The organism is Paenibacillus sp. J22R3, assembly GCF_056269305.1.
Map to the genome: position 1 here is coordinate 1 of NZ_JBWDNS010000004.1, position 25,190 is coordinate 25,190.

Sequence of the window (25,190 nt, forward strand, 5' to 3'; positions counted from 1 at the left end):
ATACTAATCGGTCGAGGGCTTATCCTACGAACATCTGCTCGGATGTTCAACTTCGGACAACAATCAGCTAATGAAAACCTTCGCAAAGGTTCGTATCCAGTTTTCAAGGCGTAAGCTTTGAACAAGGTTCCTGAATAACACTGTTCCCTGATAGCTCAGTTGGTAGAGCACTCGACTGTTAATCGAGTTGTCACAGGTTCGAGTCCTGTTCGGGGAGCCATCATGCTCTCATAGCTCAGTCGGCAGAGTGCATCCATGGTAAGGATGAGGTCACCGGTTCGATTCCGGTTGAGAGCTCCAGTGATTTTTTGCAAGATGGCCCGTTGGTCAAGTGGTTAAGACACCTCCCTTTCACGGAGGTAACAGGGGTTCGAGTCCCCTACGGGTCACCATTTTTTCTCTCTATCTCGGAGGCTTAGCTCAGCTGGGAGAGCATCTGCCTTACAAGCAGAGGGTCGGCGGTTCGATCCCGTCAGCCTCCACCAGTATACTGGGGATTAGCCAAGCGGTAAGGCAACGGACTTTGACTCCGTCATCCCTAGGTTCGAATCCTAGATCCCCAGCCATTTTAGTTTGAGTCATTAGCTCAGTTGGTAGAGCACCTGACTTTTAATCAGGGTGTCGTAGGTTCGAATCCTACATGACTCACCATTTTCACCTATTGAGAATGGAATTGGATATGCGCGCGTATGGCGGAATTGGCAGACGCACCAGACTTAGGATCTGGCGGGCGACCGTGGGGGTTCAAGTCCCTCTACGCGCATAACAAACAGAAGACCCTCGTTGAGGGTCTTTTTGTGTATAACTCTGTAGATAACTATCGCATAATCGGTGAAACACTTGCTATGACTGCATTACTTATCCACAATTTCGCCGAATGTTGTGACAATTTGCACGATAATAAACGGTTCTTCACAGAGTTGTGCATGGTGTGGGGATATAATTTCAATGGGCTCACGCTAACACTTGACGGATCTAGTGAGAATGATTATCATGATATAGTACAATAATGAGAAATATTATCAGAGCAGGACGGTTTGTTCTGCAAGGAGCTGTAAATAGATGAATTCATTCATGACTTCCAAACTCAATATCGGCTATGAGGAACGCCTTATTGTCGAGAATCTAAATATAATCATCCCTAAAGGTAAAATCACTGCGCTTGTGGGAGCCAACGGATCTGGTAAATCGACGATTCTGAAGACGATGGCTCGATTGATGTCCCCTTCTGCAGGAACGGTGCTCCTGGACGGCAAATCGGTGCATAAACAATCCACGAAGGAAGTGGCGAAGCAGCTTGCAATCCTGCCCCAGAATCCAACGGCTCCGGATGGACTGACAGTGGCTGAGCTTGTCTCTTACGGGCGTTTCCCTTATCAGAAGGGTTTTGGCTCGCTCAGCAAGGAAGACCGATCTGTCATCCAGTGGGCAGTTGAGAAGACGGGGATGACGGAATTCGCCGATCGACCAATTGACCGTCTATCTGGCGGTCAGCGTCAACGTGCGTGGATTGCGATGGCACTGGCTCAGCAGACAGATATGCTATTCCTTGATGAGCCTACAACATTTCTTGATATGACGCATCAGCTTGAAGTATTGGAGCTCTTGCAGCATTTGAATGAAACGGCTGGCAGAACCATTGTTATGGTCGTTCACGACTTGAATCATGCTTCGCGGTACGCCCACCATATGATTGCCATCAAGAGCGGTAATGTGGTTGGGGAAGGTACACCGGTTGCCGTTATGAACAAGGATGTCCTCCGTGAAGTGTTCAGCATCGAAGCGGATATCATTCTGGATCCTCGATCTGGCGTACCGCTGTGTTTACCGTATGCACTGGCTCGTACAGGAGCTCCTGCGGCGGTTCAACAAGAGATTCCACAGCCGCTCAGTATGTCGGTATAGCAGCTGTGAGAGCAGCGTCATAAGCGCGATACATCGCTGGTCATAGCAGTATGGCCGGCGATTGCAAAGGAATCATATTTTTTTTAATTAAAGGGTTGCTTTTCATAATTCAGCATGATATATTATTACTTGTCGCGCTTGAGATAAAGCGACTGCCACTATGCGGAAGTGGCTCAGCGGTAGAGCATCGCCTTGCCAAGGCGAGGGTCGCGGGTTCGATTCCCGTCTTCCGCTCCATTAGTGCCCTTAGCTCAGCTGGATAGAGCGTTTGACTACGAATCAAAAGGCCGGGAGTTCGAATCTCTCAGGGCACGCCATTCTTTAATTGCAGCATTACATAACGGGATGTAGCTCAGCTTGGTAGAGCACCTGGTTTGGGACCAGGGGGTCGCATGTTCAAATCGTGTCATCCCGACCATCTTCTTCTGCGGGTGTAGTTCAATGGTAGAACTTTAGCCTTCCAAGCTAATAGCGTGGGTTCGATTCCCATCACCCGCTCCATACAATTGATAATCAAAGCCTTGGTACTCCAAGGCTTTTTATTTTTATATAGTTTCACCCTTATTCTTCCATGCAGGAAAAAGCTTCAACCGACTGTTAATTTGTAGTATGATGGTTAAAGTTAAAAACCGACAATACGGGTTAAATGGGCTTATGTTGATGATTTTAAGACCTGAAATCTGAGAGTAAGTCGTATAAATACACATGGCAAGTAGAATTCATGCGTTAAATCCGAAGATTTGCTTACGAGTGTTTTTGCTCCGTTACACACAAAGACTATGCTTACGAGGTGGTTTTGCATCATGCGAAACCTGGAGGAGGATTAGGGAATGTCGGAACATGCTGGAACGACTGTCACAAGCACAAGGCCGCAATCAAACAATTTACTTCGCCGAGACGTTCGGTTCTTGGGGAACATTCTTGGGGATGTACTTGTCCACCAAGGCGGTCACGAGCTGCTGGAGAATGTAGAGAAAATCCGTGAGATGAGTAAAGCGCTGCGTGCGCAATTCCTGCCGGAGCTGTATGAAGAATTCACTGCAGTTATTGATGCTTTGAATCCGGAGACGCGTCATCAGGTTATTCGTGCGTTTGCGATTTATTTTCAACTCGTTAATATTGCGGAACAGAATCACCGTATTCGCCGTAAACGCGATTACGAGCGTTCTGCCGGAGAAACGGTACAGCCAGGATCGATCGAGAGCGCCATTCAAGTGCTTAAAGATCAAGGAATTGATGTAGACAATGTTAGAAGCATTATTGAAGATATTTCACTTGAGCTCGTAATGACGGCTCATCCAACAGAAGCTACTCGCCGCGCCGTGCTTGATATTCATCAGCGCATTGCAGCGGATGTCGTGGAGCTGGACAATCCAACGCTGACTTACCGTGAGCGTGAGAAATTACGTGAGAAGCTGCTTAATGAAGTACTGACGTTGTGGCAAACGGACGAGCTTCGCGATCGTAAACCTACGGTTATCGATGAAGTTCGTAATGGCATGTACTATTTTGACGAGACCTTGTTCGAAGTGCTTCCAAGTGTTTATGAAGAGCTTGAGCGCTGCTTGGACAAGTACTACCCAGAAGAGCGCTGGCATGTGCCTACGTATCTCCGCTTTGGTTCGTGGATCGGCGGCGACCGTGACGGTAACCCTTCGGTAACGGCAAAAGTAACTTGGGAGACTTTAACGCTGCAGCGCGGACTTGTACTGGAAAAGTATGAGGAGCTGCTGAAAGAAGTTATGAGTCAGCTCAGCTTCAGCACGAATATCATTGAGGTTTCACAAGAATTGCTGGATTCGATTAAGAGTGATCGCGAGAAGATCGACACGCGCAGTGTGGATCTATGGCGTAACGATAAAGAACCTTACCGGGTTAAGCTCGGCTATATGCTGGAGAAGCTCGCTAATACATCGAAAGATGCACTTAAAGGCTCGGTTAAGCGCTATAACAGCGCGGATGAGCTGAAAGCGGATCTGTGTATCATCGATAGAAGCTTGCGTAATCATTTTGCTGATTATGTTGCGGATACGCACATTCGTAAACTGATTCGCCAAGTTGAATTGTTTGGCTTTCATCTTGCTGCACTGGACGTTCGTCAGCACAGTAAAGAGCATGAGAATGCGATGACTGAAGTGCTTGCGAACATGAATATCGTGAATAATTATGCGTCATTAACAGAAGACGAGAAGATCGAGCTGCTGCATAAGTTGCTGAACGATCCGCGTCCGCTGACTTCGCCGCATTTTGAATATTCCGATAGCACTCGCGAGTGCTTGGATGTTTATCATACGATTTATCGTGCGCAAGCAGAATTCGGTGTGAACTGTATCTCCAGCTACCTGATCAGCATGACGCAAGGCGCGAGCGATATGCTTGAAGTAATGGTGTTTGCCAAAGAAGTCGGTTTGTTCCGTAAGGAATCAAACGGCAACGTTCGCTGCACGCTGCAGGCAGTACCTCTATTCGAAACAATCGACGATTTGCATGCGGCACCTGGCATTATGGAGCAGCTGTTTGCACTGCCGATCTACCGACAAGCTGTTGAAGCGCGCGGAAATCTGCATGAAATCATGCTCGGATACTCCGACAGCAACAAAGACGGCGGCGTGGTTACGGCGAACTGGGAGCTGCGCGTAGCGCTTAATGCGATTACAAGTGCAGCGAAGAAATTCGACGTGAAGCTGAAGTTCTTCCACGGTCGTGGCGGAGCGCTCGGACGCGGCGGTATGCCGCTGAACCGCAGTATTCTTGCACAGCCTCCACATACGGTTGGAGGCGGTATTAAGATTACGGAGCAAGGGGAAGTACTGTCGTCCCGTTACTCGATGAAGGGCATTGCTTACCGCAGCTTGGAGCAAGCGACTTGGGCGCTGGTTACCGCTTCCCGTTTGGCGAAGTATCCGGAACAAGAAGCCGGAGCAACTGCAGAGTGGGAAGAGATCGCACGCGGCATCTCGGAGACGGCGCTCACGAAGTATCAGGATCTGATTTTCCGTGATCCGGATTTCATGACGTTCTTCAAGGAGTCGACACCTCTTCCGGAGGTTGGCGAGCTGAATATCGGTTCCCGTCCGGCCAAACGTAAAGGCAGCGACCGTTTCGAGGATCTGCGCGCTATTCCGTGGGTATTCGCTTGGACGCAAAGCCGCTACTTGCTGCCTGCATGGTATGCAGCCGGAACGGCACTGCAAGGGTATGTCGCAGGTGACGAGAAGCGTATGAACACGCTGCGCGTCATGTACGAGAAATTCCCGTTCTTCACCACATTAATTGACAACTTGCAAATGGCGCTTGCGAAAGCCGACCTGCAAATTGCCAAAGAATATGCCTGCATGATTTCAGACACGACGATCCGGGACCGCATCTTCACTCAAATCGAGGAAGAGTATGCCATGACATCTTCGTTCATTCTGCAAATCACAGGCCAAGCGGATATTCTGGATAACGTACCTGTTATCCAAGAGTCGATCCGTCTGCGTAACCCGTACGTAGATCCGCTGAGCTACATGCAAGTGCAGCTCCTGAAGGAACTGCGCGAGAAACGTGCCAACGGCGAAGCCGATGATCCGGAGCTGCTGCGTGAAGTGCTGCTCACAATCAACGGAATAGCGGCAGGACTTCGCAACACGGGCTGATGCACGACCATTGGTTTGGGTGACCGGTAGGTCACACAGCATTGGTCGACGACCATTGGTTTGGGTGACCGGTAGGTCACACAGCATTGGTCGACGATCATGGTTTGCACTAGCCTTCGGCTTGGGCAGCATTGGTCGAGATGTTTGTCCCCGAAGGGGGACAGTAGCATCCCTTTATCATATCGTGCATAACATTCATAAAAGGGGCTGGACGCCCGGACAGCTGTTGTCCGCCCGGGGTCCGGCTTTTTTTCGTTGTTATCCGGTCATCTGGCAAGGGAGGCGGCTGCGCATGAAGCGGGATCCGTTGTATTGGTTGTCCTTACTCTGCGTACTGATGGGGGCTGCGAGCTACGGGCTGCTGCCGGTTATTATTAAGAAGGCGTATGAGGACGGCTTTACGCAGGGGCAAGTGACCGTTCATCAGACGGGCATTGCGATGGTGTTGTTATGGCTGATTGCACTCGTACGGTGGAAGCGGTGGCAGAATCCTCTTCGAGGATCGTGGCTGAAGCTTGTTCTAATCGGTACATGCGGACTCGCGATGACGACGATTCTATATAATGCGGCGCTGCAGCGCTTGGACGCATCGCTCGCGATAGTATTGCTTTTTCAGTTTACATGGATTACCATCTTGCTAGACAGCATTCAGAAACGGACATGGCCCGGCAAGCTGCGTTTGCTTGCGATTGTTATCGTTATGATGGGTACCGTGCTTGCCGCCCAACTGCCGGAGAACGGGCTGACCAAGGTGAGCGTCACCGGTGTGCTGGCAGGATTCTTGTCCGCCGTGTCTTATAGCTTGTTTATTTGGTGGACGGGGCAGCTTGAGGGGCAACAGGATACGGTTATACGCTCCGCTGTCATGGTCAGTGCGGGTTTTATACTCATTACGCTTCTCTATGGCTCTGGGGCCTTCCCAGCAGGTCGAGAAGCAGCACTGGTTGGCTGGGGATTGCTGCTTGGTACATTGGCCCAAGTCGTACCCACATTGCTGTTTAATATCGGGATTCCCCGCATTGGCAGCAGCTTATCTGCCTTGCTCGGCGCTGTAGAGCTGCCGGTAGTGATCTTGACGGCATGGGCTATCCTTGGAGAGCCGCTCAGCTTAGGGCGGGTAGTTGGTATCTTGCTTATTGTAGCAGGGATCGGAATAGCCGAATTGTCGACCGGTAAACGGAAGGGGAACTCGGCGCGTTTGGAGGAGAAGCATTGAAATCAGTTGAGGCGAGATTAGCCAAGTTAGCTTTGAAAGGCGACCAACGGGCTTTTGCAGAGCTCGTGGAGCTTTATCAGGACAAGCTTTATCATATGTCATACCGAATGCTGTACAACCGCCAGGAAGCGGAGGATGTCGTACAGGATGTCTTCCTGCGTGTATACAAGAATCTAGAGCGTTACGATGACACGATGAAATTCTCAACCTGGATTTATCGGATCGCCACGAATTTATGTATCGACCGATTGCGCAAGAGGAAGCCGGTGTATTCCTTAGATGCGGAATCAGGTGAACACGAGGGTCTTGATGGTTACGCCATGATCCCAAGTGATAACCGTACGCCGGAGAGCGAGATGCTGTTATCGGATACGCAGCGAATCATTCATCAAGCCATTGAGACGCTGCCGGCTAAGTATAAGTCGGTTATGGTGCTTCGCTACTTAGAGGAGCTGTCCTTGCAGGAAATCGGGGATGTGCTTGATATGCCGGTAACGACAGTGAAAACCCGTGTCCATCGCGGACGGGAGTTCCTTCGTAAGAAACTGGAGCATAAGCTGTAGGCAGAAGCGGATGAAGCCGGTTGTTAAATTCTGGTCAAGCGCGGATATTCAAAAAAAGTGAAACATCGCCGCCTTGCACACGTAACGTATATTACTGTAACTAATGAAGAAAGGAATGGCTGCTATGAATTGCAACGTCGCCGTCATGCTGATGCATGATTATTTGGATGATGAGCTGCCTCACGATGATCTGGCTGAATTGAAACTTCATATAGATTCCTGTGAATCATGCCGCGTAAGGCTTGAGCAACTGGAACGGACGGAAGCGCTGACACATTCGATGATGGACACTCGCGTCACGATTTCGCCGCACCAATCCGCGCAGCTCACGAGTCGCATTATGGGCTCGCTGCCCGTGAAACGCCGTAGAATCGGTTTTGCCAACTGGATTCGGAATCATCCCGCCGTGTCGGTTGCCGCCGTATTTGCCCTTGTAATGTTCTCCAGCTTCCTCGCTATGTGGCAGCAGGATAACGATCTCACCGTACGCGGTGCGGATCTCGCACAGGTTATTATTGAAGGAGATACCGTTACTGTACCGGAAGGCGCCCATGTGAAGGGAGACCTTACGGTTGAGAACGGCAAAGCAAACGTACTTGGCGATGTAGAAGGCGATGTAACCGTGATTTCAGGTAAGTTGTATCAAGCCTCTACCGCACATATATCCGGAGAAGTGAAGCAGATTGACCAGGCGCTGGACTGGTTTTGGTACAAAGTTACGCATTCCATCAGCAGTTTGGCCTATTGATTTATGACTGCCTCCTCTTGCGGGAGGTTTTTTTGTGAAAAAAAAAGGATTTGCATCCCCGGTTCTAGAAAATAATAAAGTTAGAAATCCGATAAAAGAATTAAAATGCCCAGGCATTTGGTCTTTGGGGGTTGGCAGATGAACTATTTTGCAGATTTGACTTGGAAAGAATGGATCAAAGATCTTATTGATATTTCCGTTGTTAGCTACATTATCTATAAATTGATTCTGCTTGTCCGAGGAACAAGAGCAGTTCAGCTGTTGAAGGGGATCATTGTCCTGGTTGCGACATGGGCCATCAGCACCTGGTTCAATTTGTATACGCTCAAGTGGCTTATGAATCAAATGTTTACGTTCGGGGTCGTTACGATTCTGATTATTTTTCAGCCGGAGCTTCGCAGAGCGCTGGAGCAGCTTGGACGGGGCAGTCTGTTTAGCCGGTCCTCTGTAGTGGAGCGGGATATTAGTGATCGGATCGGAGAGATCATTAAGTCGCTTAATTATATGGCCAAACGCAAAATCGGCGCATTGATCGTCTTTGAACGCAATACCGGGTTATCCGACTACATCGAATCCGGAATCCAAATGGAATCCATCGTGAGCTCGGAGCTGCTTATTAATATCTTCATCCCGAATACGCCGCTTCATGATGGAGCCGTTATTATTCGAGGTAGTCAAATTATGGCGGCGGGCTGCTATTTGCCGCTGTCGGAGAACCCTTTTATCAGCAAGGAATTAGGGACAAGGCATCGTGCCGCAATCGGCGTGACCGAGGTGTGCGATGCCGTGTCGATCGTCGTATCGGAGGAAACGGGTCAGATTTCACTTGCAGTCGGCGGGATGATCGTTCGCGACATTAAAGAAGAATCATTGATCTCGAAGCTGTTCGAGGAGCTGAACCCGAACTCCAAGGCGCGTGAGCGTCAAGGTGCGAAGAAACCTTTCTGGAAACGGAAAGGAGGCAATCAGCATGGATAAATGGTTAAGCCATCCGACGGCGATTAAGATCCTCTCGCTGATGATCGGAATCCTGATGTGGGCCGTTGTGCATTTCGATTCGGAGAAAACGCCCAATACGGTGGCTAATCTGACGGAAACACAGGAAATTGATGCGGTTCAGGTCACGCCGATTGGAATGGATGATAAGAATTATGCGCTTCGGCTGCTTGATCCGGAAGTCGTTCATTTGACGGTACAGGGCTCGAAGTCGGATTTTCTGATCGCTTCACGCAACAATGATTATCAAGTCACGGTCGATCTCAGCCAAGCAACGGAAGGACGAAAGGTGCTTCCGGTTAAGGTGAATTTGCCGCGCGGACTGGAGCTCATTGAAGTGCGACCAAGCAACGTGACGGTCGTATTAGAACGTATCGTTACGAAAGAATATGAAGTTACGGTTAAGACCGACGGTATTCCGGGTAAAGGGTACAAGATCGGACAACCTGTTGTGAAGCCGAACAACCGCGTGCATGTGACACTGCCGAAGGATCAGATGGATTTGGTCGCATCAGTCGGAGGAACGGTATCGGTTGAAGGTGAAGAAGAGACGGTTAACGATAAGAAGATGAAGCTTATAGCTTACGATAAGGAAGGCAATGAGCTCACGGACGCAGTCATCAACCCGAGTGTGGTCGAAGTGGAAATTCCGATAACAAAGCCGTTTAAGAAGCTGCCGCTGCAGATTGGATTTACCGGAAAGCTTACGGACGGTTACGCGATTGCCTCCTTTAAACAGAGTGTGGAACAGATTACGGTATACGGACCTCAGGACGTGCTGGACAAGTATGATTATTATGACGGCATTACAATTGACTTGTCGAAGCTGACAGAATCAGGTACGATGGAGCTCGATGTTCCACAAATAGAAGGAATTGCCACAGTAGATCCGCTGACAGTCAAGTTCGAGTATTTGATTGTACCTGCCGAGACTAGAGTAATGTCACATTTGCCGGTGAAGATGATTGGTCTGTCGGAGGGCTTGAACGCCAAAGTGACGATGCCGCCAAACGGCATGGTTGATGCGATCGTGAAAGGGGCCTCGAACGTTCTGGCTCAGCTGCAGTCCAAGGATGTTCAGCTCATCGCAGACTTAAGCGGATTGGGGCCAGGCAGCCATGATGTTCCGCTTGAGGTACATCTGCCGCGGTTCGTCGATCAAGCACCAAATGCGCCGATAACGATTACGGTGGAGATAACAGACAGTACGGAGACGATTACCGATCCTGGCGGCGGGGGAGACTCCGGAGGAGATCCGGCGACGAACACGCCTGATTCCGAGGCAGTGAACGGCGGAGAAAATGCGATAACCGGAGATGAATCTGCCGGCGAGACTAAAGGTAATAGTGGCGGCGCAACGAATTCGAATGCAAACTCCAACACAGGAGCATCGGTGCCGTAGCGTGGTCAATGTTGAATGATGCCTATTTGAGAATAGATAAAGGGGATTTCAGTATAATGGGAAAATATTTCGGAACAGACGGTGTACGCGGTGTAGCAAACCGCGAGCTCACGCCTGAGCTTGCTTATAAAATCGGTCGCTGCGGCGGCTACGTTCTTGCCGGTCAGGCTGAGAAGCCGAAGGTTGTTATCGGGCTCGATACCCGTATTTCAGGTCCAATGCTGGAGGCATCGCTGATTGCGGGTCTGCTGTCCATTGGGGCAAGCGTTGTACGAATCGGGGTTGTATCGACTCCTGCAGTGGCTTACTTAACACGTGTGCTGGGTGCGGATGCGGGTGTCATGATCTCCGCTTCGCATAACCCGGTTGAAGATAACGGCATTAAATTCTTTGGCGGAGACGGCTATAAGCTCTCCGACGATACAGAGCTTGAAATCGAGCGTTTGATGGATGCGGAAGTGGATGAACTGCCGCGTCCGGAAGGCGGAGATATCGGTACGGTTACGGTGGATGATACGGCAAAACGCCAATTTATCGACTTCTTGAAGACGACGGTTACGCATTCTTTCACAGGGTTAAAGATCGTGCTCGACTGTGCGAACGGTTCCGCGCATTCCATTGCGCCTACTGTGTTCCGTGAGCTTGGTGCAGAAATCATTACGGTCGGCGCTGAGCCGAACGGCCTGAACATCAATGATGGCGTAGGTTCGACGCATCCGGAATATCTGCGTGAAGAAGTGCTGAAGCATGGCGCGGATTTCGGACTTTCCTTCGACGGTGACGCGGATCGGTTGATCGCGATTGACGAGAAAGGCGAAGTAGTCGATGGCGATTACATTCTGTGCATCTGCGGTGATGCCATGAAGCGGGCCGGCAAGCTGAAGAACGATACGGTCGTAACGACAGTTATGAGCAATATCGGTTTCTTCAAGGCTGCTGGCAAAATCGGTCTGAACACGGCACAAACGGCGGTCGGTGACCGTTACGTGATGGAAGAGATGCGCCGCGGCGGATTTAACTTGGGCGGCGAGCAGTCCGGTCATGTTATTTTCCTCGATTACAATACGACCGGTGACGGTATTCTCACTGCCTTGCAGTTGACGGACACGCTCGTTGGTTCCGGCAAGAAACTTAGCGAACAGCGAACATTGATGCGCAAATATCCGCAAGTGCTGATCAACGTGCGCGTTGCAGATAAGAGCACCTACAAGGATAATCCGGCGATTGCCGCGGTTATCGCTGAAGTGGAACAGGAGCTTGGCGACAACGGCCGCGTGCTTGTGCGTCCTTCGGGCACAGAGTCACTTATCCGCGTTATGGCAGAAGGTCCGGATAAAGAGCAAGTTGAGGCTTACGTAGCTCGTATCGTAGACACGGTGCGCGCAGAGCTTGGTGCAGAGTAGTAAATTGAGGCATTATCGTTCATAACTATTGGTGATCGGGCAACCCTAGACATACGCAGTTACTGCGAACGTCTGGGGTTGCTTTTTGCAAGGAATGGGATCATGCGAAGTAAGATAGGCTGTTGGATAATATGTGCGTTTTGTAAACGGTTACCTCAATTATTAGTTGCACCTCAGCATAAAAATGAATATAGTAGGAGAAGTATCATTCAGGAAGCGAAAGTGAGGATAGAGGTTGTAAGCATCGCAAAGCGCCAGAGCTTGCAAGGGTTTATACAACTGCTGCACGGTCCATTCGGAAATGGCCATGCAGGTAGTCGGGTGTATAAAGCGGCAAGCTGACGAGGTGGAGGTGTTCGGAATGTTCGGCGGGGACCTCCCGGTATTGCATTTAACCGTAAGCCGATACTCAAATAGACCGGGCGACCGGGCTGACAAAGGGTCGGTAAAATGCTCCATAGGATTTGTGAAGCACCTGCGGCAACGGAAGCCGGAGTGTGTCGATTTGAGATTGTAGATGTACACGGCAGTGGCAGCAACCCACAGAGGGGCTGTCTCTATTGCGTTGTGTTCGGACTTATTTCTTGTTATTTTTCAAAACGCACGGATGGTGCGCTTTCTTTCTTATTGTCTTTTTTTGATATTTCGAACCTTAGCAGGGACGATGCCGGCGAACGGAGGCGGCTTTGTGCCGACCCATTCTGTATTCATGGCAACCGTTGAAGCGGGGTAAACTACCCAATACGGAGGTCTATTCATATGTGTGGAATTGTAGGATATATTGGTAAACGGGATTCGCAGGATATTTTGATCGAGGGCTTGAAGAAGCTGGAATACCGCGGTTATGACTCGGCGGGTATTGCTGTTTTCACGAAGAACGGTCTTGAAGTGCGCAAGTCGATCGGTCGCCTTGCAAACCTGGAGCAGAAGTTAGACGGACAGCCGCTTGAAGGCTCCGTTGGTATCGGTCATACGCGCTGGGCTACGCATGGCAAACCGTCGGATGCTAACTCCCATCCGCATACAGACAACTCGCATAAGTTCTCTGTCGTGCACAACGGCATCATCGAGAACTATCTGGATTTGAAGGATGAGCTGATCGCCAAAGGCTGCAAGTTCGTATCCGAAACGGACACGGAGGTTATTTCCCACCTGGTTGCCGATGAGTACGATGGCGATATCGTGAAGGCGGTACAACGTGCGGTTAAACGGATGCGCGGTGCTTTTGCACTTGGCGTATTGACCGAATATGAACCAGAACGTCTGGTTGCTGTACGTTTCGCTAGCCCGCTCGTTATCGGCGTTGGCGAAGGCGAGAACTTCATCGGATCGGATATCCCGGCTATTCTGGAGCATACGCGTAATGTGTACATTCTGAATGACGGCGAAATGGCGATTTTGACGAAAAACGGTGTCGAATTGATGACGACTGAAGGCGAATTTATTTCCAAGGAAATATTCCATGTCGATTGGGACCTGGTAACGGCGGAGAAAGCCGGATTCGATCACTTCATGCTGAAAGAAATATATGAGCAGCCAAAAGCTTACCGCGACACGATGATGGGCCGTATTTCGGATGATGGCCGTTCCGTGGAATTGAACGAAATCGGCATGACTGCAGACGAGATTCGTGCGATCCGTAAGATCCATATCGTAGCTTGCGGTACGGCGATGCACGCTGGTTTGGTTGGTAAAACCGTTCTTGAGAGCCTGGCTCGCATTCCGGTTGAAACGGATGTGGCGTCGGAGTATCGTTACCGTTCCCCAATCATTACGCCTGACACGCTTGTTATCGTAGTTAGCCAATCTGGTGAGACAGCTGATACATTGGCTGCCCTGCGTGAAGCTAAACGCTGCGGCGCACGCGTCTTGGCGATTACGAATGTCGTAGGCAGCTCGGTTTCCCGCGAAGCGGATGATGTGATCATCACGCAAGCAGGACCTGAGATTGCGGTTGCTTCGACGAAAGCTTACACATCTCAATTGATCGCGTTCTACCTGCTCGGTCTGTTCTTGGCGGAAACGCTCGGTACGAAGGACAGCGCGTTTATCGCTGAAGTAGTTACGGCGATGCACCAGCTGCCTGAGCAAGTGGAAAGCATTCTGGATAACGCGCCTGTACTGAAGCAAGTGGCAGATAACCTTTCCAAGCACAACAACTTGTTCTTCATCGGCCGCGGCGTTGACTTTGCAGTGGCGCAAGAAGGCTCGCTGAAGCTGAAAGAAATCTCCTACATTCACTCCGAGGCTTATGCAGCGGGTGAGCTGAAGCACGGTACGCTTGCGCTGATCGAAGAGGGCATTCCGGTGATTTCGCTGATCACGCAAGAAGATCTGTACGAGAAAACACTTAGCAACATTAAAGAAGTGAAAGCTCGCGGCGCGCATGTGCTTGGCGTGATCAATGAAGGTTTGGAAGTAGAAGTGGCGAAGTCGGTTGATGAGCTCTTCGCGATTCCGAAGACGCTGCCTCTTCTCTCGCCGGCATTGTCGGTTGTTCCACTGCAGTTGATCGCGTACTATGCGTCGCTGGCACGTGGTAATGATGTGGATAAACCGCGTAACTTGGCGAAGAGCGTTACGGTGGAGTAGGGATTTAGCAGTAAGGTGACAACAACAATTACAGACTAATATAAAGGGCAACCAGAGGAGCATCACTCTGGTTGCCTTTTTTAATGGGGTCAAGTTTATGGCGGACTCTAAAAGTCAGCTTCTAATTTCTATAAAGTAATTTTACCGGCAGCCGTCACCGCCTCGTCAATCGTAAAGCAGGGCTTCATCCGGAAGGGCCGGGATCGAGTTCAGAAGCTATGTTTAAGGTGGTACCGTTTGGTCTAGGTTTTAAAGATACGAGTCCGCCGACTACAGAAGTAATGAAGCGATCCCGTGCGGTAATGATGCGAGTACATCGGTTTATGAAAGCCAAGGACTGCTTTTATTGTAATATACAATACAAATAAATAAAAAAAAATACATAACATATTGTCATCACCTTTTACATTTGTTATCATAATAACAACGAAATACAATTTAATACAAAACAATACAATTTTCGAGAGGATGATACTATGTTAAGTAAGTCGATACGATTAACAAAGGGGGACGTAATCGGTCTTCAGGAACTCATAAATCATGATCCTAGAATTGAAAAGGGAAAAAGTGAAGCGCTATATTATTCATTTAAAGATGCAGCTGCAAAGATTCCAGATTGGCGAGAAGTAGCAGCAACTAAATTTGAAGGTGATAACAATGTTGAACTTGATCCGAATGAATATTCAACTATTAGGACGTTTAATATTGAACAGGGGGATTTCAATGTAGTTGTGAAAAGCTTCAGGGATCAGTTAGATTTATCAAAGCCTAGAATTAGTTATATGACTAGGCTTTGTATTCTCGCCGCTAGAATGAGATTGAATGTGAATAAAACAACTGTACCCGTAGAAGTTATAAAGCTCAAGGTCGATGGCATTTCTCTAATTCGAAAGGTAGCCGAGTTATTAGAAAGTGATACCGAAGAAGCATGGGGGAAAATTACAGCTATCAAGAAAATTGTAGATGGAGGATTGGAGTGACAAATATAAATGAAGTGAGAGCTACCGTCCAATTGTTAGCAAAGCATGCCGATTATATTGCGTGGACAGAGTTTGGTGATAAAGGAAATTCTTGTTGCGGTCCATACAGATTGGATTCAGAGGATGAGATCAATAAAGATGCCCTCGCTTTAGCTGCGGTAAAAATGGTTGTACCGAAAGAGTCGTCAATTCACCACGATTTGACCAGATCTGTGGCCCGGGTTATTGGACTCAAGCGCGTTAAATATGACTGGCTAATTAAGCTTCTTGGAAGAATCGTTGCTGTGTCTGGTTCTTTTAATGCGTTTCTTGACATGCTTAAGCTTTCGATAGCAGTTAAAACTGCTATGTAACAACGTGGGCTAACCACAAAAGCAGTGTTGCTGAGGAAGTTTCTATGTCACCTCCAAGCATAGCCCCAATCTGAAGCCATTTCTGGAAGCGAGGAGACTTGATGTGGATAATAAAAGAGCAGAAATCACTTGCAATCGTTGTGGGAAAGCCAAGGAAGTTACTGATTATGGTTATGAGGACGACCAGTTTCATGAAATTGAGTTCGTATTCGGATATGGCAGCAAATTTGACACTGAGAGATGGAGCTTCAAGCTTTGTGAAGACTGTATCATAGAATATGTAAAGGCATTCAAGTACCAACCAACGAAGACAGCATATCTATAACATTAAGAAATTGTCATATCATGTGCGCAGCGAGACTATTGAATGCGGGGATGACTATGAAAAAAGAACTAGAAGAACACTTGGCGAATCAATTTTTTTTCATGAAAAGAGGAGAAAGTTATGAAGAACAGGAGGAAAGTGGCCAAATACACGATTTATTTGGTGCTTACGGATGTGAAGTTGGCAACGGGTGGCATGAGGTGCTCCGCGGACTTTGCACTGAAGTCAAAAAGTCATACGAAAGCGCGGGGTTGCCTGTAGACATTGTTGTTGATCGGGTAAAGGAAAAGTTCGGGAAGTTACGTTTCGATTACCATCTGATAGATAGTGGTATTAAAGCCGTTGATCCCTTTGATGATGGCGGTCTTCAGGCAAAATCCAAGCGTTCCGAGCTTCATCGGGATGTTAAGAATATTGTACGAAAATGGGAAGATGCATCAATGGCGGTATGCGAATCTTGCGGTGGTGCCGGCGTGTTGCGAAGGGATTTAAGGTGGGTACAGACCCTATGCGAACAGTGCTATTCACCACGGAAACAAAAAATCGACGAGTTGCGATCGAGAAAGGAGTAAAGTAATGGACAAAGTAAATGAAGAAGAAGTAGAAGTACAAGTTAATCAGGAGGCATTTGACTATTTTTATGATGAAGCCTTGTGTAACCTAAGTGAAGAGGATAAAGGTGAAGTGTTCGACGGCTTTGATGACTAATTAGGTTAGAGAGCCAAAGGATAGTCTAATACTATTTTTCTTTTAGATGATCACACTTAAGGGCCTGGGAGAGAATTCCCAGGTCCTTGTTGTATGCTGCGCTTATTTTTCGGAGTTGTTCCTAGTTTAAAATACTAGCAATATTGAACGATTAGCTAGTTTATACGAACTACAATTCGGTAACTCTAGTAGTACTACCAAAATGTCATGAGAGGAGCGCTAACTATTGAAATGTATCAATTGCAATTCGATAGATATCGGAAAGATTGGTCCTCATCAATATTTCTGTTGGAATTGTTGTATCGAAATGAGTCTCGTCGGTGAGAAGCTAGATGTGTATCAGGTAGAAAAGGATGGATCGCTTAGTTCATTGAATGATTTGTTCACGGCAGAAGAGGTTATTAATCCTGAAAATACAGAAACTCAGGATAAGATCGTTTTGTAGCGGAAGTATCCCCCAATCAGTTTGCTTGGTATCACGGCTTGCAACAAGCAGAATGAAGCTGTCGAACCGCTGCCTGTAAAAGCTACTTACACGGGTTATATCACCCAAAAAACCTCTGATCCAATTCTTGTAGCATCAGAAACAAAAATGACCGGTAGCGAGATGTATGGGGCCATATGGCTGGGGCCTCCGATATGTACTGCACATTTAAGGGCCTGGGAGAGCAGCATTCCCGGGTCTTTTTTTGTAATTTAGAAGACGATACTAACTTATTCGTAAAACAGCCCCGGCGAGAGGAGGGCTCGTGCAGAAGACCTACCCTTGGGGCGACGAGCTCGAGCCCGGCGGCGAGCACCGCTGCAACATCTGGCAGGGGACGTTCCCCCCACTTAAACGAGGCGGCCGACGGATACGCGGGAACCGCGCCAGTTCATACCTACGAGCCTGCGCGACAAGCGTTGAACCGGGCGCCTGTCTAGGCACATGCTCAAGAGTCCGACTAGAACTTCATGTTATAACGCCTATAAGTAAACCTAATAAGCCGCATAAATACTAACGTTCCAATAACAAACATTAATTTCCCTCATCAACTGCCATTATTGTGGAATCCGGAACGTCGAGGGTTTGAATGTGTTGTATGATTTGATCTTGTCTAACGACCAATCTTCTTCTATAATAAATCGTGTATGATACATTAAAGGGTCGGTGATCACTGTGAAAAAGGGTTTAAGCCGATATGTGCTTACCGATGAGATTTATGCTTTGCTCAAGAGACAGATTATGAATCACGAAATCCCTCCTGGCGAGAAGATCAATATTGATCAATTGGCTCGCGAGCTGGAGGTCAGTAATATCCCAATTCGAGAAGCGCTGTCCCGATTAACAGCTGAAGGATTAGTTCACATGGTGCCTTTCAAAGGCATGTACGCGAATGAGATGACGCTGCAAGAGTTGGATGAAATTTTTGAAATTCGAATGAACCTGGAAACGCTTGCTCTATCTAAAGCAGCACCTCTCATCCCCGACAACAGAATTAGAGATATCGTCCGGGACATGGAAGAATGGTCTACTAACAAGCCAACGGAAAACGAAGAGAAGCTTCAGCGGATTGCGGAAATGAATCGGAACCTTCACGGTTTACTTTTGCAATACTGCGATAACGAAACGCTAAAAAATCTAATCAACATGTATATTGAGCGCATACATAGATATTTATCGTTTATCCATAAAGAGATGGAGCTTCAAGTCATTGAAGAAGAGTGGGCGGAGCACATGCTTGTCGTCAATGCTTTGGTTTCCCGCGATTTTGATGGTGCAGCAAACCACCTTCTTCAGCATTTGAAAAACTCGCATATACGTACGAGAAACTTCTTCCTATAATTTTTTTTTTTGAAATAAATCATACATGATTAATGATTAATTATTGTTGGGCGATTAGACGAGTTAGTGGGGAAAACGGCTATCGTGACCCGGAGAGGTCCACTCCTCAATTCGGTTTCATTACGGGCGTAACTCTTCCAGTAGATGGGGGAGCGTCACTCGGTTACTAATAGTTTCATACTTTCATATCCAATGAATGGAGCGGTTACAAATGAAAATTACGAATGTAGAAACGTTTGTCCTGCACGTACCGATCACACCTCCGATTACTGATGCCATTAACGTCGCGACGCATTGGGGCTTAGCTGGTGTCCGCATCTATACGGATGAAGGCTTTATCGGTTATGGATATACGGGAACTTGCGCCCATGGCGACGATATGATCGCCGATACAATTGAAAAGTATTACAAACCTCTATTAATCGGTAAAGATCCGTATATGGTAAAAGAGCTGTGGGACGAGATGCGCTTTGGTAAAATGCACTGGATTGGCAGAGCTGGAGTTACGCACATGGCACTCGCGGCGGTGGACATTGCGCTGTGGGACATTATGGCAAAAGCATCGAATAAGCCGCTCTGGCAACTGCTTGGCGGAGCGAAGTCCAAGCCGATTAAAGCGTACAACACGAACGGCGGATGGCTCAATTGGTCGAAAGAGCGCCTGCTGAAGGATGTGGCAGCGATCGTCGAGTCGGGCTTTACGGGTGTCAAAATTAAGGTCGGAAAGCAGGATCCGCGCGAAGATTACGACCGCTGTAAAGCGGTTCGCAAGTTAATCGGTGACGACATTATATTTATGATCGACGTCAACCAACAATGGAACATCAATACAGCGATGACGTGGGGCAAGAAGCTTGAAGAATTCGACCTGTTCTGGCTCGAGGAGCCGCTCAATCCGGACGACATCATGGGTCATAAGAAGTTGGCCGATGAACTGAACGTACCGATTGCGCTTGGCGAGCATGTTTATAACAAATACGCCTTCCGCGATTATATTCATCAAGGTGCCGTAGAATACTGCCAAGTAGATGTGACGCGCGTAGCCGGCATTACCGAGTGGCTGCAGGTTGCGGGACTGGCTGCATCTTACGATGTACCGATCTGTCCGCATGTCGGGGATATGGGTCAAATCCATCAGCATCTCGTTGCCTCCACTCAGAATGCGATAATGCTGGAGTATATCCCTTGGATTCGTCACATCTTTGAAGAGCCGGCTACCGTCAAGGAAGGATTCTACGTGCTGCCTGAAATGCCAGGTGCTTCAACGACTATATTGCCGATGTTCTTTGATGAATACCGTGTAAGGTAAAACGAAAGAAAAATGGATGAGTTCCCGATGGCTTCCTTCATCGGGAACTTTCCTAGATGGAAAGAACCCGAACAATGGGAAATTGTTCCGGGTTCTTTTAGTTACCTAATGGTCTTATTCAGCTTTTTCTGATCTTCCGGCAGCTTTGCGAACTTCTCGCGGTACATGTCCAGCACGCGCTGGTAGCCCATTCTGCCAAGCTCTTCTTGAAACGAGTTCCAGTCGCTATCCATGTTCAGCTCGCCCGTGACGAACTTGATCAGCTTCCCCGTTATCAATTTGTCTAGCGGGGTCATAATCTTCGTAATCGTGTTTAGCTCATCCTGCTTGAACGGAACAGCCGGCCCATCGAAGAATCCGATCCGGCTTGCGTTTTCGTTATAGGACTGCTGCGCTTCGAGCCCCAGTGCTCCCCAGCTTCGCTTATACTCCGCATCTTGATCGTAGGGCACCCATATACCGGTTCGGCCGTCGATACCTGGCTGCTGCGGCGGAACTGTCCCCGTCGGGTTCAATTTCGTTTGAATCTTGGACGTATACGTACGCTCCCCGTTAGCCCAAACGAACGTATCTCCTTCGATCCCCCAATTGACAAGCTCCATCATTTCAGCCGAATATTGAGCATCAAGCAAGCGGATCAATTCGTCGATATGTTTGGATTTAGCGTTGATCGCGATGACCCACGTTCCCTGCGTATTCGGGTACTGAACTTTCTCGAGTGCTTGAAGGCCGGTATCGGTAATGAAAGGGAGGACTGCTTTCAAGTTAAAGAAGGAATCTTGTTTTTTTCCTTTTTCCTGCCACCCGTCCATCTCTATAAAATAATCGTTAAATATAGCGAATGTTTTGCCCGATGTAATGTTCTCGAAATACTGCGACTCCGCGGTCGTTGCAAAATCGGGATCAATCAGCTTCGCCTCGTAAAACTTCCTGGCAAGCTCGACCGCCTTCTTGTAGTTGCTCTCCACAGGTCCGAACTTATAACTCAAATCTTCGTTATTGAAGTAAATGCCGTAATGCGTGTGATAGGCCATGAAGAAGCTTTCCAAGAGCCGGTTCGGCCCCCACCGATTCGAAATCGGCTTCGAATCCGGATACATGTTCTTGAGCTGCTTGAGCGAATCGTATAACTCATCGAACGTCTTCGGTAGCAGCATTCCGTTGCGATAGAAGATATCCGCACGCAGCATATAGCCGACCGGCATTTGCCCATACGTGTTGAAGCCGTCAATCCCATACAGCTTGCCATCCTCGGTGACGATGCTGCGGTAGATTTGCGGGTACTTGCTTATCCAGCGCTGCAAATTCGGCATCCGATCCAAGTAGGGCTGTAGATCGAGCAACATCCCTTGCGGACCGAACCGCTGCACCATTTCTTTGTCGATGATGAAGATATCCGGTTTCTCTCCGGACGAGGCCAGCAGCTGCTTGATGCGTTTGATATAATCGTTCACCGGAAACTGAATCCAATCGAACTTCAACTGCGTAAGCCGCTCGTACTCGAGGTCGATCATCGTATTTCGTTCCCTAGCGAAGGAAGGGACGGCCGCTTTAATTACGATCGGCGGCTCAGCTTGCTTGCCTTCAGCCTTCTTATCGAATACGACGAACAGACAAGCAGCTGCAAGCAGAAGTATCGCGGTCAGTAAGGGTACTAGGATGATTGTTCGATGTCTGTACAGCATATATCTCATCACCTCTCTGCTGCTGCTTGCTGATGCAGCGCTTGGTTGCCCTTGCGGTACTCGTTAGGCGTCACGGCTTCGAGCTTCTTGAACATGCGAATAAAGGCGTTCGCATTATTGAAGCCAACCTGTTTGCCGATGTCATTTACCGTAAGCGCCGAGCCAACCAAGAGTTTCTTCGCTTTATCGATTCTTAGTCCATTAATGTAGTCGGTAAACGTAACGCCTAGCTGCTTCTTGAAATATTGCGAAACATAGTTGGCATTCATGCTGAAACGATCGGCAATCATCGTCAAATTGGCCTCCGGCAAATGCTGCGCAATATAATCCAGCATCCCATTAATCGTCTTCGACGATTGGAGCTGGTTCTGGATATGAACGGATAGCGCGCGATAGATATCTCGGCATAAGGACTCCATGATCCGGGGATCTTGAACGGTGCCGATGTAAGGGATGACTTCGTCGGCAGGCATGTCAAATAAAGATTGATCGTCTATGCCGCGAACATAGACGATCTCGACCGCGAGATAGACCAGATCGCTCGCCAGCTGTTTGAACGATTTAAACGGCATGTCCTGATTGTGCGCCTCCCCAAGCAGCTGTTCCAACAAATGAGCGGCGCCTTCCACATTTCCGTGATCCAAATGCTTGTATAGCATTTCTTTCTTGTCTGCCGCGAGATAAGCGCTAGCTCTGCCGCCTCGGGATTCATCCGCGTCCGTAAATAGGACGCCCTCTTTATTCACGCTTCGCAAATCCAAGACAGCACAAGCTTCTTTATAGGCCTTCGAGGTTTGCTCTAATTGATGAAATATCGGGCTGATGCCTACAGCTAGATTTACGCTTACAGGCTGATCCTCTAGGAATGCCGCGAATAAATCGCCTAACCGCTGAACACACGCATGTATGTCCTCCGCGTTATGTTCCTGTAAGAAGAGAATGCTCTCATGCTCTGAAATATCAAGCGCAGGTTTGTTGAAGTCGGCTAAACGCCGTTTCAAATCTGCAGGTGACCGCTCGCTCCAAGCGGAGAAGCCGACTCTGACGACCGCAAGGGCGAAGCAGTCCCCGCCCCGAAAAAAATCGTATTTCTGCTGCAGGCGGTCAATGTCTGCCTGATCAATCTGCTGATTCAGCGCACGGTAAAGCAAGATTTGCAGGAGCGAGGGCATGCTTTCCTGATGAAACTGCTGCAATGACGTCATATTTTCTTTTATATAATCGTATTCTGATCCGCCATGCTCGAAAGGGGACATTGCAAAGCGTTTCATCTGAATGACGATCTCCGCCAGCGGCGAATAGATGCCCCGCGTGAATACGGCCGAAATGAACGTCCCGATCAGCATGAACAAGACCATTACACCGATGGTCCAATATAGAAAATGGTTCGTTGGGCCGGTCAGCATGTGCTCCGGAGTCACGATCAGGAATCCAAGATTACTCCAGGTCGAATGTTGAAAAGACAGCATGTACCGTTCACTGCCGATTTTCACGGTCGATTCGGTGCTGCCGTCGGTCGCATTCAAGCGGAGTGACTTTGCATCGAACGTTTCGCCAAGCTTTTTGCGGTCTGTTGTGCTAATAAATCGGTTATGAAGCGTATCGACGAGGTAAATATCTCCCTTTTTCGTAATGTTCATGTCGTCAATCAATCGATAGATTTTTTGTTCGTCTATATTAATGGCCATGTAGCTGCGCGCATGAGCAAGGCTTTCGATGTTGAGAAGAAGCGGAACGATGCTCTTATATCGTTTCTCTCCGGAGTCGCCGCTCTGCGTCGTTACGTCGGTAGCGGGGAAGATGGAAGAATCGCTGCCACTCTCGGGCGCGTTGTTCCAGAAGGCTTGCGGGTAGTCCTTGTAGCGATAATGACGATTGAAATAAAAAGTCGGATCGTATGATCCGGAACCGGCCAGTACAGTATTAAGGTTCTGGAAATAGATAAAGGCATCATCGACTACATCATCGCTAATATACAGACCGTACAGCTTATTGCTCAATTCGTAAGAGGCGGAGCTATAGTTCTTTTGCGATTTGTCCGTCATGGCAACCAGATTGAGAAAATCGGTATCGGAGGCAATGCTATAGCCTTTGTCTTTAAGCTTGTTGAACAAGCCATCAAGCGACGAGGAGACAGCGCGCAAATAGTTCCGGTTCGATTCTTTCGCGTCGCCGATCATCCGGTAGTTCGAATAAACAGCTATCGTGGCGGACGAAACCATCAGCAGCACAGTCAGCACAAAAAAGCGCAGGAAAATGCTAACCAACGTCTTCTTCTTCATGCTAGCCGTCGCTTTGCGCGGAATCGACTTCAACAGTTGTATCATGATTTCCTCCTAGGACGAATAAAGGACAGACATGTAGGTCTCACCTTACATGATAAGAACGGATAGCGTCAAGAAGCTTATTTCGCCTAAGGTACCTAACAAAAGTTATATGGCCGAATCTAACATTTTGATGATGATCTAACATCTTTTAAATTGCGGTTGAAAACGGTTTCTCCTATCGTTAGGTCAGACAGCGGACGTTCGAAATGAACGATAACGGGTCTAAGCATAAAGAAGGAGGAATCGCGTCGTGAATCAGACGGCATCTGCGAAAGGCATAATGAAAGCGCGTTCCGGCACAAGCGGGCCAAACCGATTTTTGAGTGAATGCATGCAGCAAAAATATTTGTACCTCATGGTACTCCCCGGCTTTTTGATCGTGCTGGTGTTTGCCTACTTTCCAATGTACGGCGTGCTTGTAGCATTCAAAGATTACAACGTGGCAAAGGGAATATGGGGGAGCGAGTGGGTCGGTCTCAAATACTTTAAGCAATTTCTGGACAATCCAATGGCCTTGCGAACGATCAAAAACACGCTCATTCTCGGTGCGTACGGACTCGTATTCGGATTTCCCGCACCTATCATTCTAGCGCTGCTCCTTAATGAGATCAGGCATACGGCGTTAAAGAAGTTCGTGCAGACCGTCTCATATTTTCCGCACTTCATATCTACCGTCATTATCGTGGGGATGCTCAAAGAGTTTGCATCGCTCGATGGCTTGTTTAACCAGATTACGGGGCTATACGGCCTAGAACCAATTAACTTTATGACAGAATCGAAATACTTCCGCACGTTGTTCATCGGCTCGGGCATCTGGCAGGGGATTGGATGGGGAACCATTCTATACTTAGCCGCTCTCAGCAATGCGGATCCCACGCTTTACGATGTGGCATCGATCGATGGAGCAAATCGGTGGCAGAAGATCAGGAATATATCGATTCCGGCTATTATGCCTACGATTATCATTTTGTTCATTTTGTCCGTAGGTGGAATTCTAGGTACCGATTTCATGAAGGTGCTGCTCATGTACAACCCGAGTACTTACGAGAAGGCTGATGTAATCGATACCTATGTGTACAGATTAGGGATTGAAGGTGGACGATTCGAGTATGCGGCAGCCGTCGGATTGATGATATCGGCGGTATCCTTCCTATTCGTCCTCATTACGAATCGACTGTCACGCAAATACTCGGAAACGAGCTTATGGTAGGTGAA

Annotated in this window: 19 protein-coding genes, 11 tRNA genes and 1 pseudogene; 29 read left to right on the top strand and 2 right to left on the bottom strand. The window is 48.3% G+C overall.

Annotated elements, in window-relative coordinates:
* Positions 1–144 precede the first annotated feature (144 nt).
* The 28 genes and pseudogenes from AC0YN4_RS18845 to AC0YN4_RS18980 all read left to right on the top strand — a co-directional run bounded on the left by AC0YN4_RS18845 (position 145) and on the right by AC0YN4_RS18980 (position 19,963).
* Positions 145–220: transfer RNA gene (locus AC0YN4_RS18845), tRNA-Asn, on the top strand.
* A 4-nt stretch (positions 221–224) separates the two neighbouring features.
* Positions 225–300: transfer RNA gene (locus tag AC0YN4_RS18850), tRNA-Thr, on the top strand.
* A gap of 17 nt (positions 301–317) precedes the next feature.
* Positions 318–392 (top strand) — tRNA-Glu (locus AC0YN4_RS18855).
* A 17-nt stretch (positions 393–409) separates the two neighbouring features.
* Positions 410–485: transfer RNA gene (locus tag AC0YN4_RS18860), tRNA-Val, on the top strand.
* A gap of 6 nt (positions 486–491) precedes the next feature.
* Positions 492–566, top strand: a tRNA-Gln gene (locus AC0YN4_RS18865).
* 9 nt (positions 567–575) lie between these two features.
* Positions 576–651: transfer RNA gene (locus tag AC0YN4_RS18870), tRNA-Lys, on the top strand.
* Positions 652–683: 32 nt separating this feature from the next.
* Positions 684–763 (top strand) — tRNA-Leu (locus tag AC0YN4_RS18875).
* A gap of 299 nt (positions 764–1,062) precedes the next feature.
* Positions 1,063–1,905 (top strand): ABC transporter ATP-binding protein, encoded by an 843-nt coding sequence (locus AC0YN4_RS18880; RefSeq protein WP_475783338.1) that lies wholly within the window; start codon positions 1,063–1,065, stop codon positions 1,903–1,905.
* Between the two features lie 162 nt (positions 1,906–2,067).
* A tRNA-Gly gene (locus AC0YN4_RS18885) sits at positions 2,068–2,142 on the top strand.
* Between the two features lie 3 nt (positions 2,143–2,145).
* Positions 2,146–2,222: transfer RNA gene (locus AC0YN4_RS18890), tRNA-Arg, on the top strand.
* Positions 2,223–2,246: 24 nt separating this feature from the next.
* Positions 2,247–2,323, top strand: a tRNA-Pro gene (locus AC0YN4_RS18895).
* A gap of 9 nt (positions 2,324–2,332) precedes the next feature.
* A tRNA-Gly gene (locus AC0YN4_RS18900) sits at positions 2,333–2,406 on the top strand.
* Between the two features lie 329 nt (positions 2,407–2,735).
* A complete protein-coding gene (ppc, locus tag AC0YN4_RS18905; RefSeq protein WP_475783339.1) occupies positions 2,736–5,543 on the top strand; it encodes a phosphoenolpyruvate carboxylase in 2,808 nt (935 codons plus the stop codon).
* A 292-nt stretch (positions 5,544–5,835) separates the two neighbouring features.
* The gene (locus AC0YN4_RS18910; protein WP_475836484.1) at positions 5,836–6,759 is read left to right on the top strand and encodes an EamA family transporter; all 924 of its coding nucleotides are present in this window, start codon (positions 5,836–5,838) and stop codon (positions 6,757–6,759) included.
* On the top strand, positions 6,756–7,322 hold the full coding sequence (gene sigW / locus AC0YN4_RS18915; protein ID WP_090986482.1) for an RNA polymerase sigma factor SigW: 567 nt from the start codon (positions 6,756–6,758) through the stop codon (positions 7,320–7,322). The genes AC0YN4_RS18910 and sigW overlap by 4 nt, the downstream gene beginning before the upstream one ends.
* Positions 7,323–7,446: 124 nt before the next feature.
* Positions 7,447–8,070 carry an anti-sigma factor family protein gene (locus tag AC0YN4_RS18920; RefSeq protein ID WP_475783341.1) on the top strand — a complete coding sequence of 208 codons (624 nt, stop codon included), beginning with the start codon at positions 7,447–7,449 and terminating at the stop codon, positions 8,068–8,070.
* Between the two features lie 138 nt (positions 8,071–8,208).
* Positions 8,209–9,048 (top strand): diadenylate cyclase CdaA, encoded by an 840-nt coding sequence (cdaA, locus tag AC0YN4_RS18925; RefSeq protein ID WP_090986478.1) that lies wholly within the window; start codon positions 8,209–8,211, stop codon positions 9,046–9,048.
* Positions 9,041–10,468: a CdaR family protein gene (locus tag AC0YN4_RS18930; protein ID WP_475783342.1), complete on the top strand. Its 1,428-nt coding sequence runs from the start codon at positions 9,041–9,043 to the stop codon at positions 10,466–10,468. The genes cdaA and AC0YN4_RS18930 overlap by 8 nt, the downstream gene beginning before the upstream one ends.
* A gap of 56 nt (positions 10,469–10,524) precedes the next feature.
* Positions 10,525–11,871: a phosphoglucosamine mutase gene (glmM, locus tag AC0YN4_RS18935; RefSeq protein ID WP_475836485.1), complete on the top strand. Its 1,347-nt coding sequence runs from the start codon at positions 10,525–10,527 to the stop codon at positions 11,869–11,871.
* 759 nt (positions 11,872–12,630) lie between these two features.
* Positions 12,631–14,463, top strand: a complete 1,833-nt coding sequence (gene glmS, locus AC0YN4_RS18940; RefSeq protein ID WP_475836486.1) for a glutamine--fructose-6-phosphate transaminase (isomerizing) — start codon at positions 12,631–12,633, stop codon at positions 14,461–14,463.
* 476 nt (positions 14,464–14,939) lie between these two features.
* Positions 14,940–15,443 (top strand): hypothetical protein, encoded by a 504-nt coding sequence (locus AC0YN4_RS18945; RefSeq protein WP_475836487.1) that lies wholly within the window; start codon positions 14,940–14,942, stop codon positions 15,441–15,443.
* Positions 15,440–15,796, top strand: coding sequence for a hypothetical protein (locus AC0YN4_RS18950; RefSeq protein WP_475836488.1), 357 nt, complete (start codon positions 15,440–15,442; stop codon positions 15,794–15,796). The genes AC0YN4_RS18945 and AC0YN4_RS18950 overlap by 4 nt, the downstream gene beginning before the upstream one ends.
* Positions 15,797–16,177: 381 nt before the next feature.
* Positions 16,178–16,693 carry a hypothetical protein gene (locus tag AC0YN4_RS18955; protein WP_475836489.1) on the top strand — a complete coding sequence of 172 codons (516 nt, stop codon included), beginning with the start codon at positions 16,178–16,180 and terminating at the stop codon, positions 16,691–16,693.
* A gap of 4 nt (positions 16,694–16,697) precedes the next feature.
* Positions 16,698–16,829: a hypothetical protein gene (locus tag AC0YN4_RS18960; protein ID WP_475836490.1), complete on the top strand. Its 132-nt coding sequence runs from the start codon at positions 16,698–16,700 to the stop codon at positions 16,827–16,829.
* Between the two features lie 226 nt (positions 16,830–17,055).
* Complete coding sequence (locus AC0YN4_RS18965) at positions 17,056–17,274, top strand: hypothetical protein (RefSeq protein ID WP_475783349.1); 219 nt, start codon at positions 17,056–17,058, stop codon at positions 17,272–17,274.
* 292 nt (positions 17,275–17,566) lie between these two features.
* Positions 17,567–17,720: pseudogene (locus AC0YN4_RS18970) on the top strand (SUMF1/EgtB/PvdO family nonheme iron enzyme); the annotation flags it as partial.
* A 268-nt stretch (positions 17,721–17,988) separates the two neighbouring features.
* A complete protein-coding gene (locus AC0YN4_RS18975; RefSeq protein WP_475836491.1) occupies positions 17,989–18,654 on the top strand; it encodes a GntR family transcriptional regulator in 666 nt (221 codons plus the stop codon).
* A 211-nt stretch (positions 18,655–18,865) separates the two neighbouring features.
* Positions 18,866–19,963, top strand: a complete 1,098-nt coding sequence (locus tag AC0YN4_RS18980) for a mandelate racemase/muconate lactonizing enzyme family protein (RefSeq protein WP_475783351.1) — start codon at positions 18,866–18,868, stop codon at positions 19,961–19,963.
* A 101-nt stretch (positions 19,964–20,064) separates the two neighbouring features.
* Here the strand turns inward: AC0YN4_RS18980 and AC0YN4_RS18985 are convergent, their stop codons facing one another.
* Entirely contained in the window at positions 20,065–21,648 is a 1,584-nt protein-coding gene (locus AC0YN4_RS18985) for an extracellular solute-binding protein (protein ID WP_475783352.1), read from the bottom strand.
* A gap of 8 nt (positions 21,649–21,656) precedes the next feature.
* Positions 21,657–23,975 carry a helix-turn-helix domain-containing protein gene (locus tag AC0YN4_RS18990; protein WP_475836492.1) on the bottom strand — a complete coding sequence of 773 codons (2,319 nt, stop codon included), beginning with the start codon at positions 23,973–23,975 and terminating at the stop codon, positions 21,657–21,659.
* Between the two features lie 280 nt (positions 23,976–24,255).
* Here AC0YN4_RS18990 and AC0YN4_RS18995 point away from each other — a divergent pair, with 280 nt between their 5' ends.
* Positions 24,256–25,185, top strand: a complete 930-nt coding sequence (locus AC0YN4_RS18995) for an ABC transporter permease (RefSeq protein WP_475783629.1) — start codon at positions 24,256–24,258, stop codon at positions 25,183–25,185.
* The last annotated feature ends 5 nt before the right edge of the window (positions 25,186–25,190 follow it).

What these genes read in the sequence shown, in the direction of transcription:
- AC0YN4_RS18920 (WP_475783341.1), top strand. Translation starts at nt 7,447, where the DNA reads ATGAATTGCAACGTCGCCGTCATGCTGATGCATGATTATTTGGATGAT.
- AC0YN4_RS18910 (WP_475836484.1), top strand. Translation starts at nt 5,836, where the DNA reads ATGAAGCGGGATCCGTTGTATTGGTTGTCCTTACTCTGCGTACTGATG.
- AC0YN4_RS18945 (WP_475836487.1), top strand. Translation starts at nt 14,940, where the DNA reads ATGTTAAGTAAGTCGATACGATTAACAAAGGGGGACGTAATCGGTCTT.
- AC0YN4_RS18960 (WP_475836490.1), top strand. Translation starts at nt 16,698, where the DNA reads ATGGACAAAGTAAATGAAGAAGAAGTAGAAGTACAAGTTAATCAGGAG.
- cdaA (WP_090986478.1), top strand. Translation starts at nt 8,209, where the DNA reads ATGAACTATTTTGCAGATTTGACTTGGAAAGAATGGATCAAAGATCTT.
- AC0YN4_RS18955 (WP_475836489.1), top strand. Translation starts at nt 16,178, where the DNA reads ATGAAAAAAGAACTAGAAGAACACTTGGCGAATCAATTTTTTTTCATG.
- AC0YN4_RS18930 (WP_475783342.1), top strand. Translation starts at nt 9,041, where the DNA reads ATGGATAAATGGTTAAGCCATCCGACGGCGATTAAGATCCTCTCGCTG.
- AC0YN4_RS18995 (WP_475783629.1), top strand. Translation starts at nt 24,256, where the DNA reads ATGAAAGCGCGTTCCGGCACAAGCGGGCCAAACCGATTTTTGAGTGAA.
- ppc (WP_475783339.1), top strand. Translation starts at nt 2,736, where the DNA reads ATGTCGGAACATGCTGGAACGACTGTCACAAGCACAAGGCCGCAATCA.
- glmM (WP_475836485.1), top strand. Translation starts at nt 10,525, where the DNA reads ATGGGAAAATATTTCGGAACAGACGGTGTACGCGGTGTAGCAAACCGC.
- AC0YN4_RS18990 (WP_475836492.1), bottom strand. Translation starts at nt 23,975, where the DNA reads ATGATACAACTGTTGAAGTCGATTCCGCGCAAAGCGACGGCTAGCATG.
- AC0YN4_RS18980 (WP_475783351.1), top strand. Translation starts at nt 18,866, where the DNA reads ATGAAAATTACGAATGTAGAAACGTTTGTCCTGCACGTACCGATCACA.
- AC0YN4_RS18880 (WP_475783338.1), top strand. Translation starts at nt 1,063, where the DNA reads ATGAATTCATTCATGACTTCCAAACTCAATATCGGCTATGAGGAACGC.
- glmS (WP_475836486.1), top strand. Translation starts at nt 12,631, where the DNA reads ATGTGTGGAATTGTAGGATATATTGGTAAACGGGATTCGCAGGATATT.
- AC0YN4_RS18985 (WP_475783352.1), bottom strand. Translation starts at nt 21,648, where the DNA reads ATGCTGTACAGACATCGAACAATCATCCTAGTACCCTTACTGACCGCG.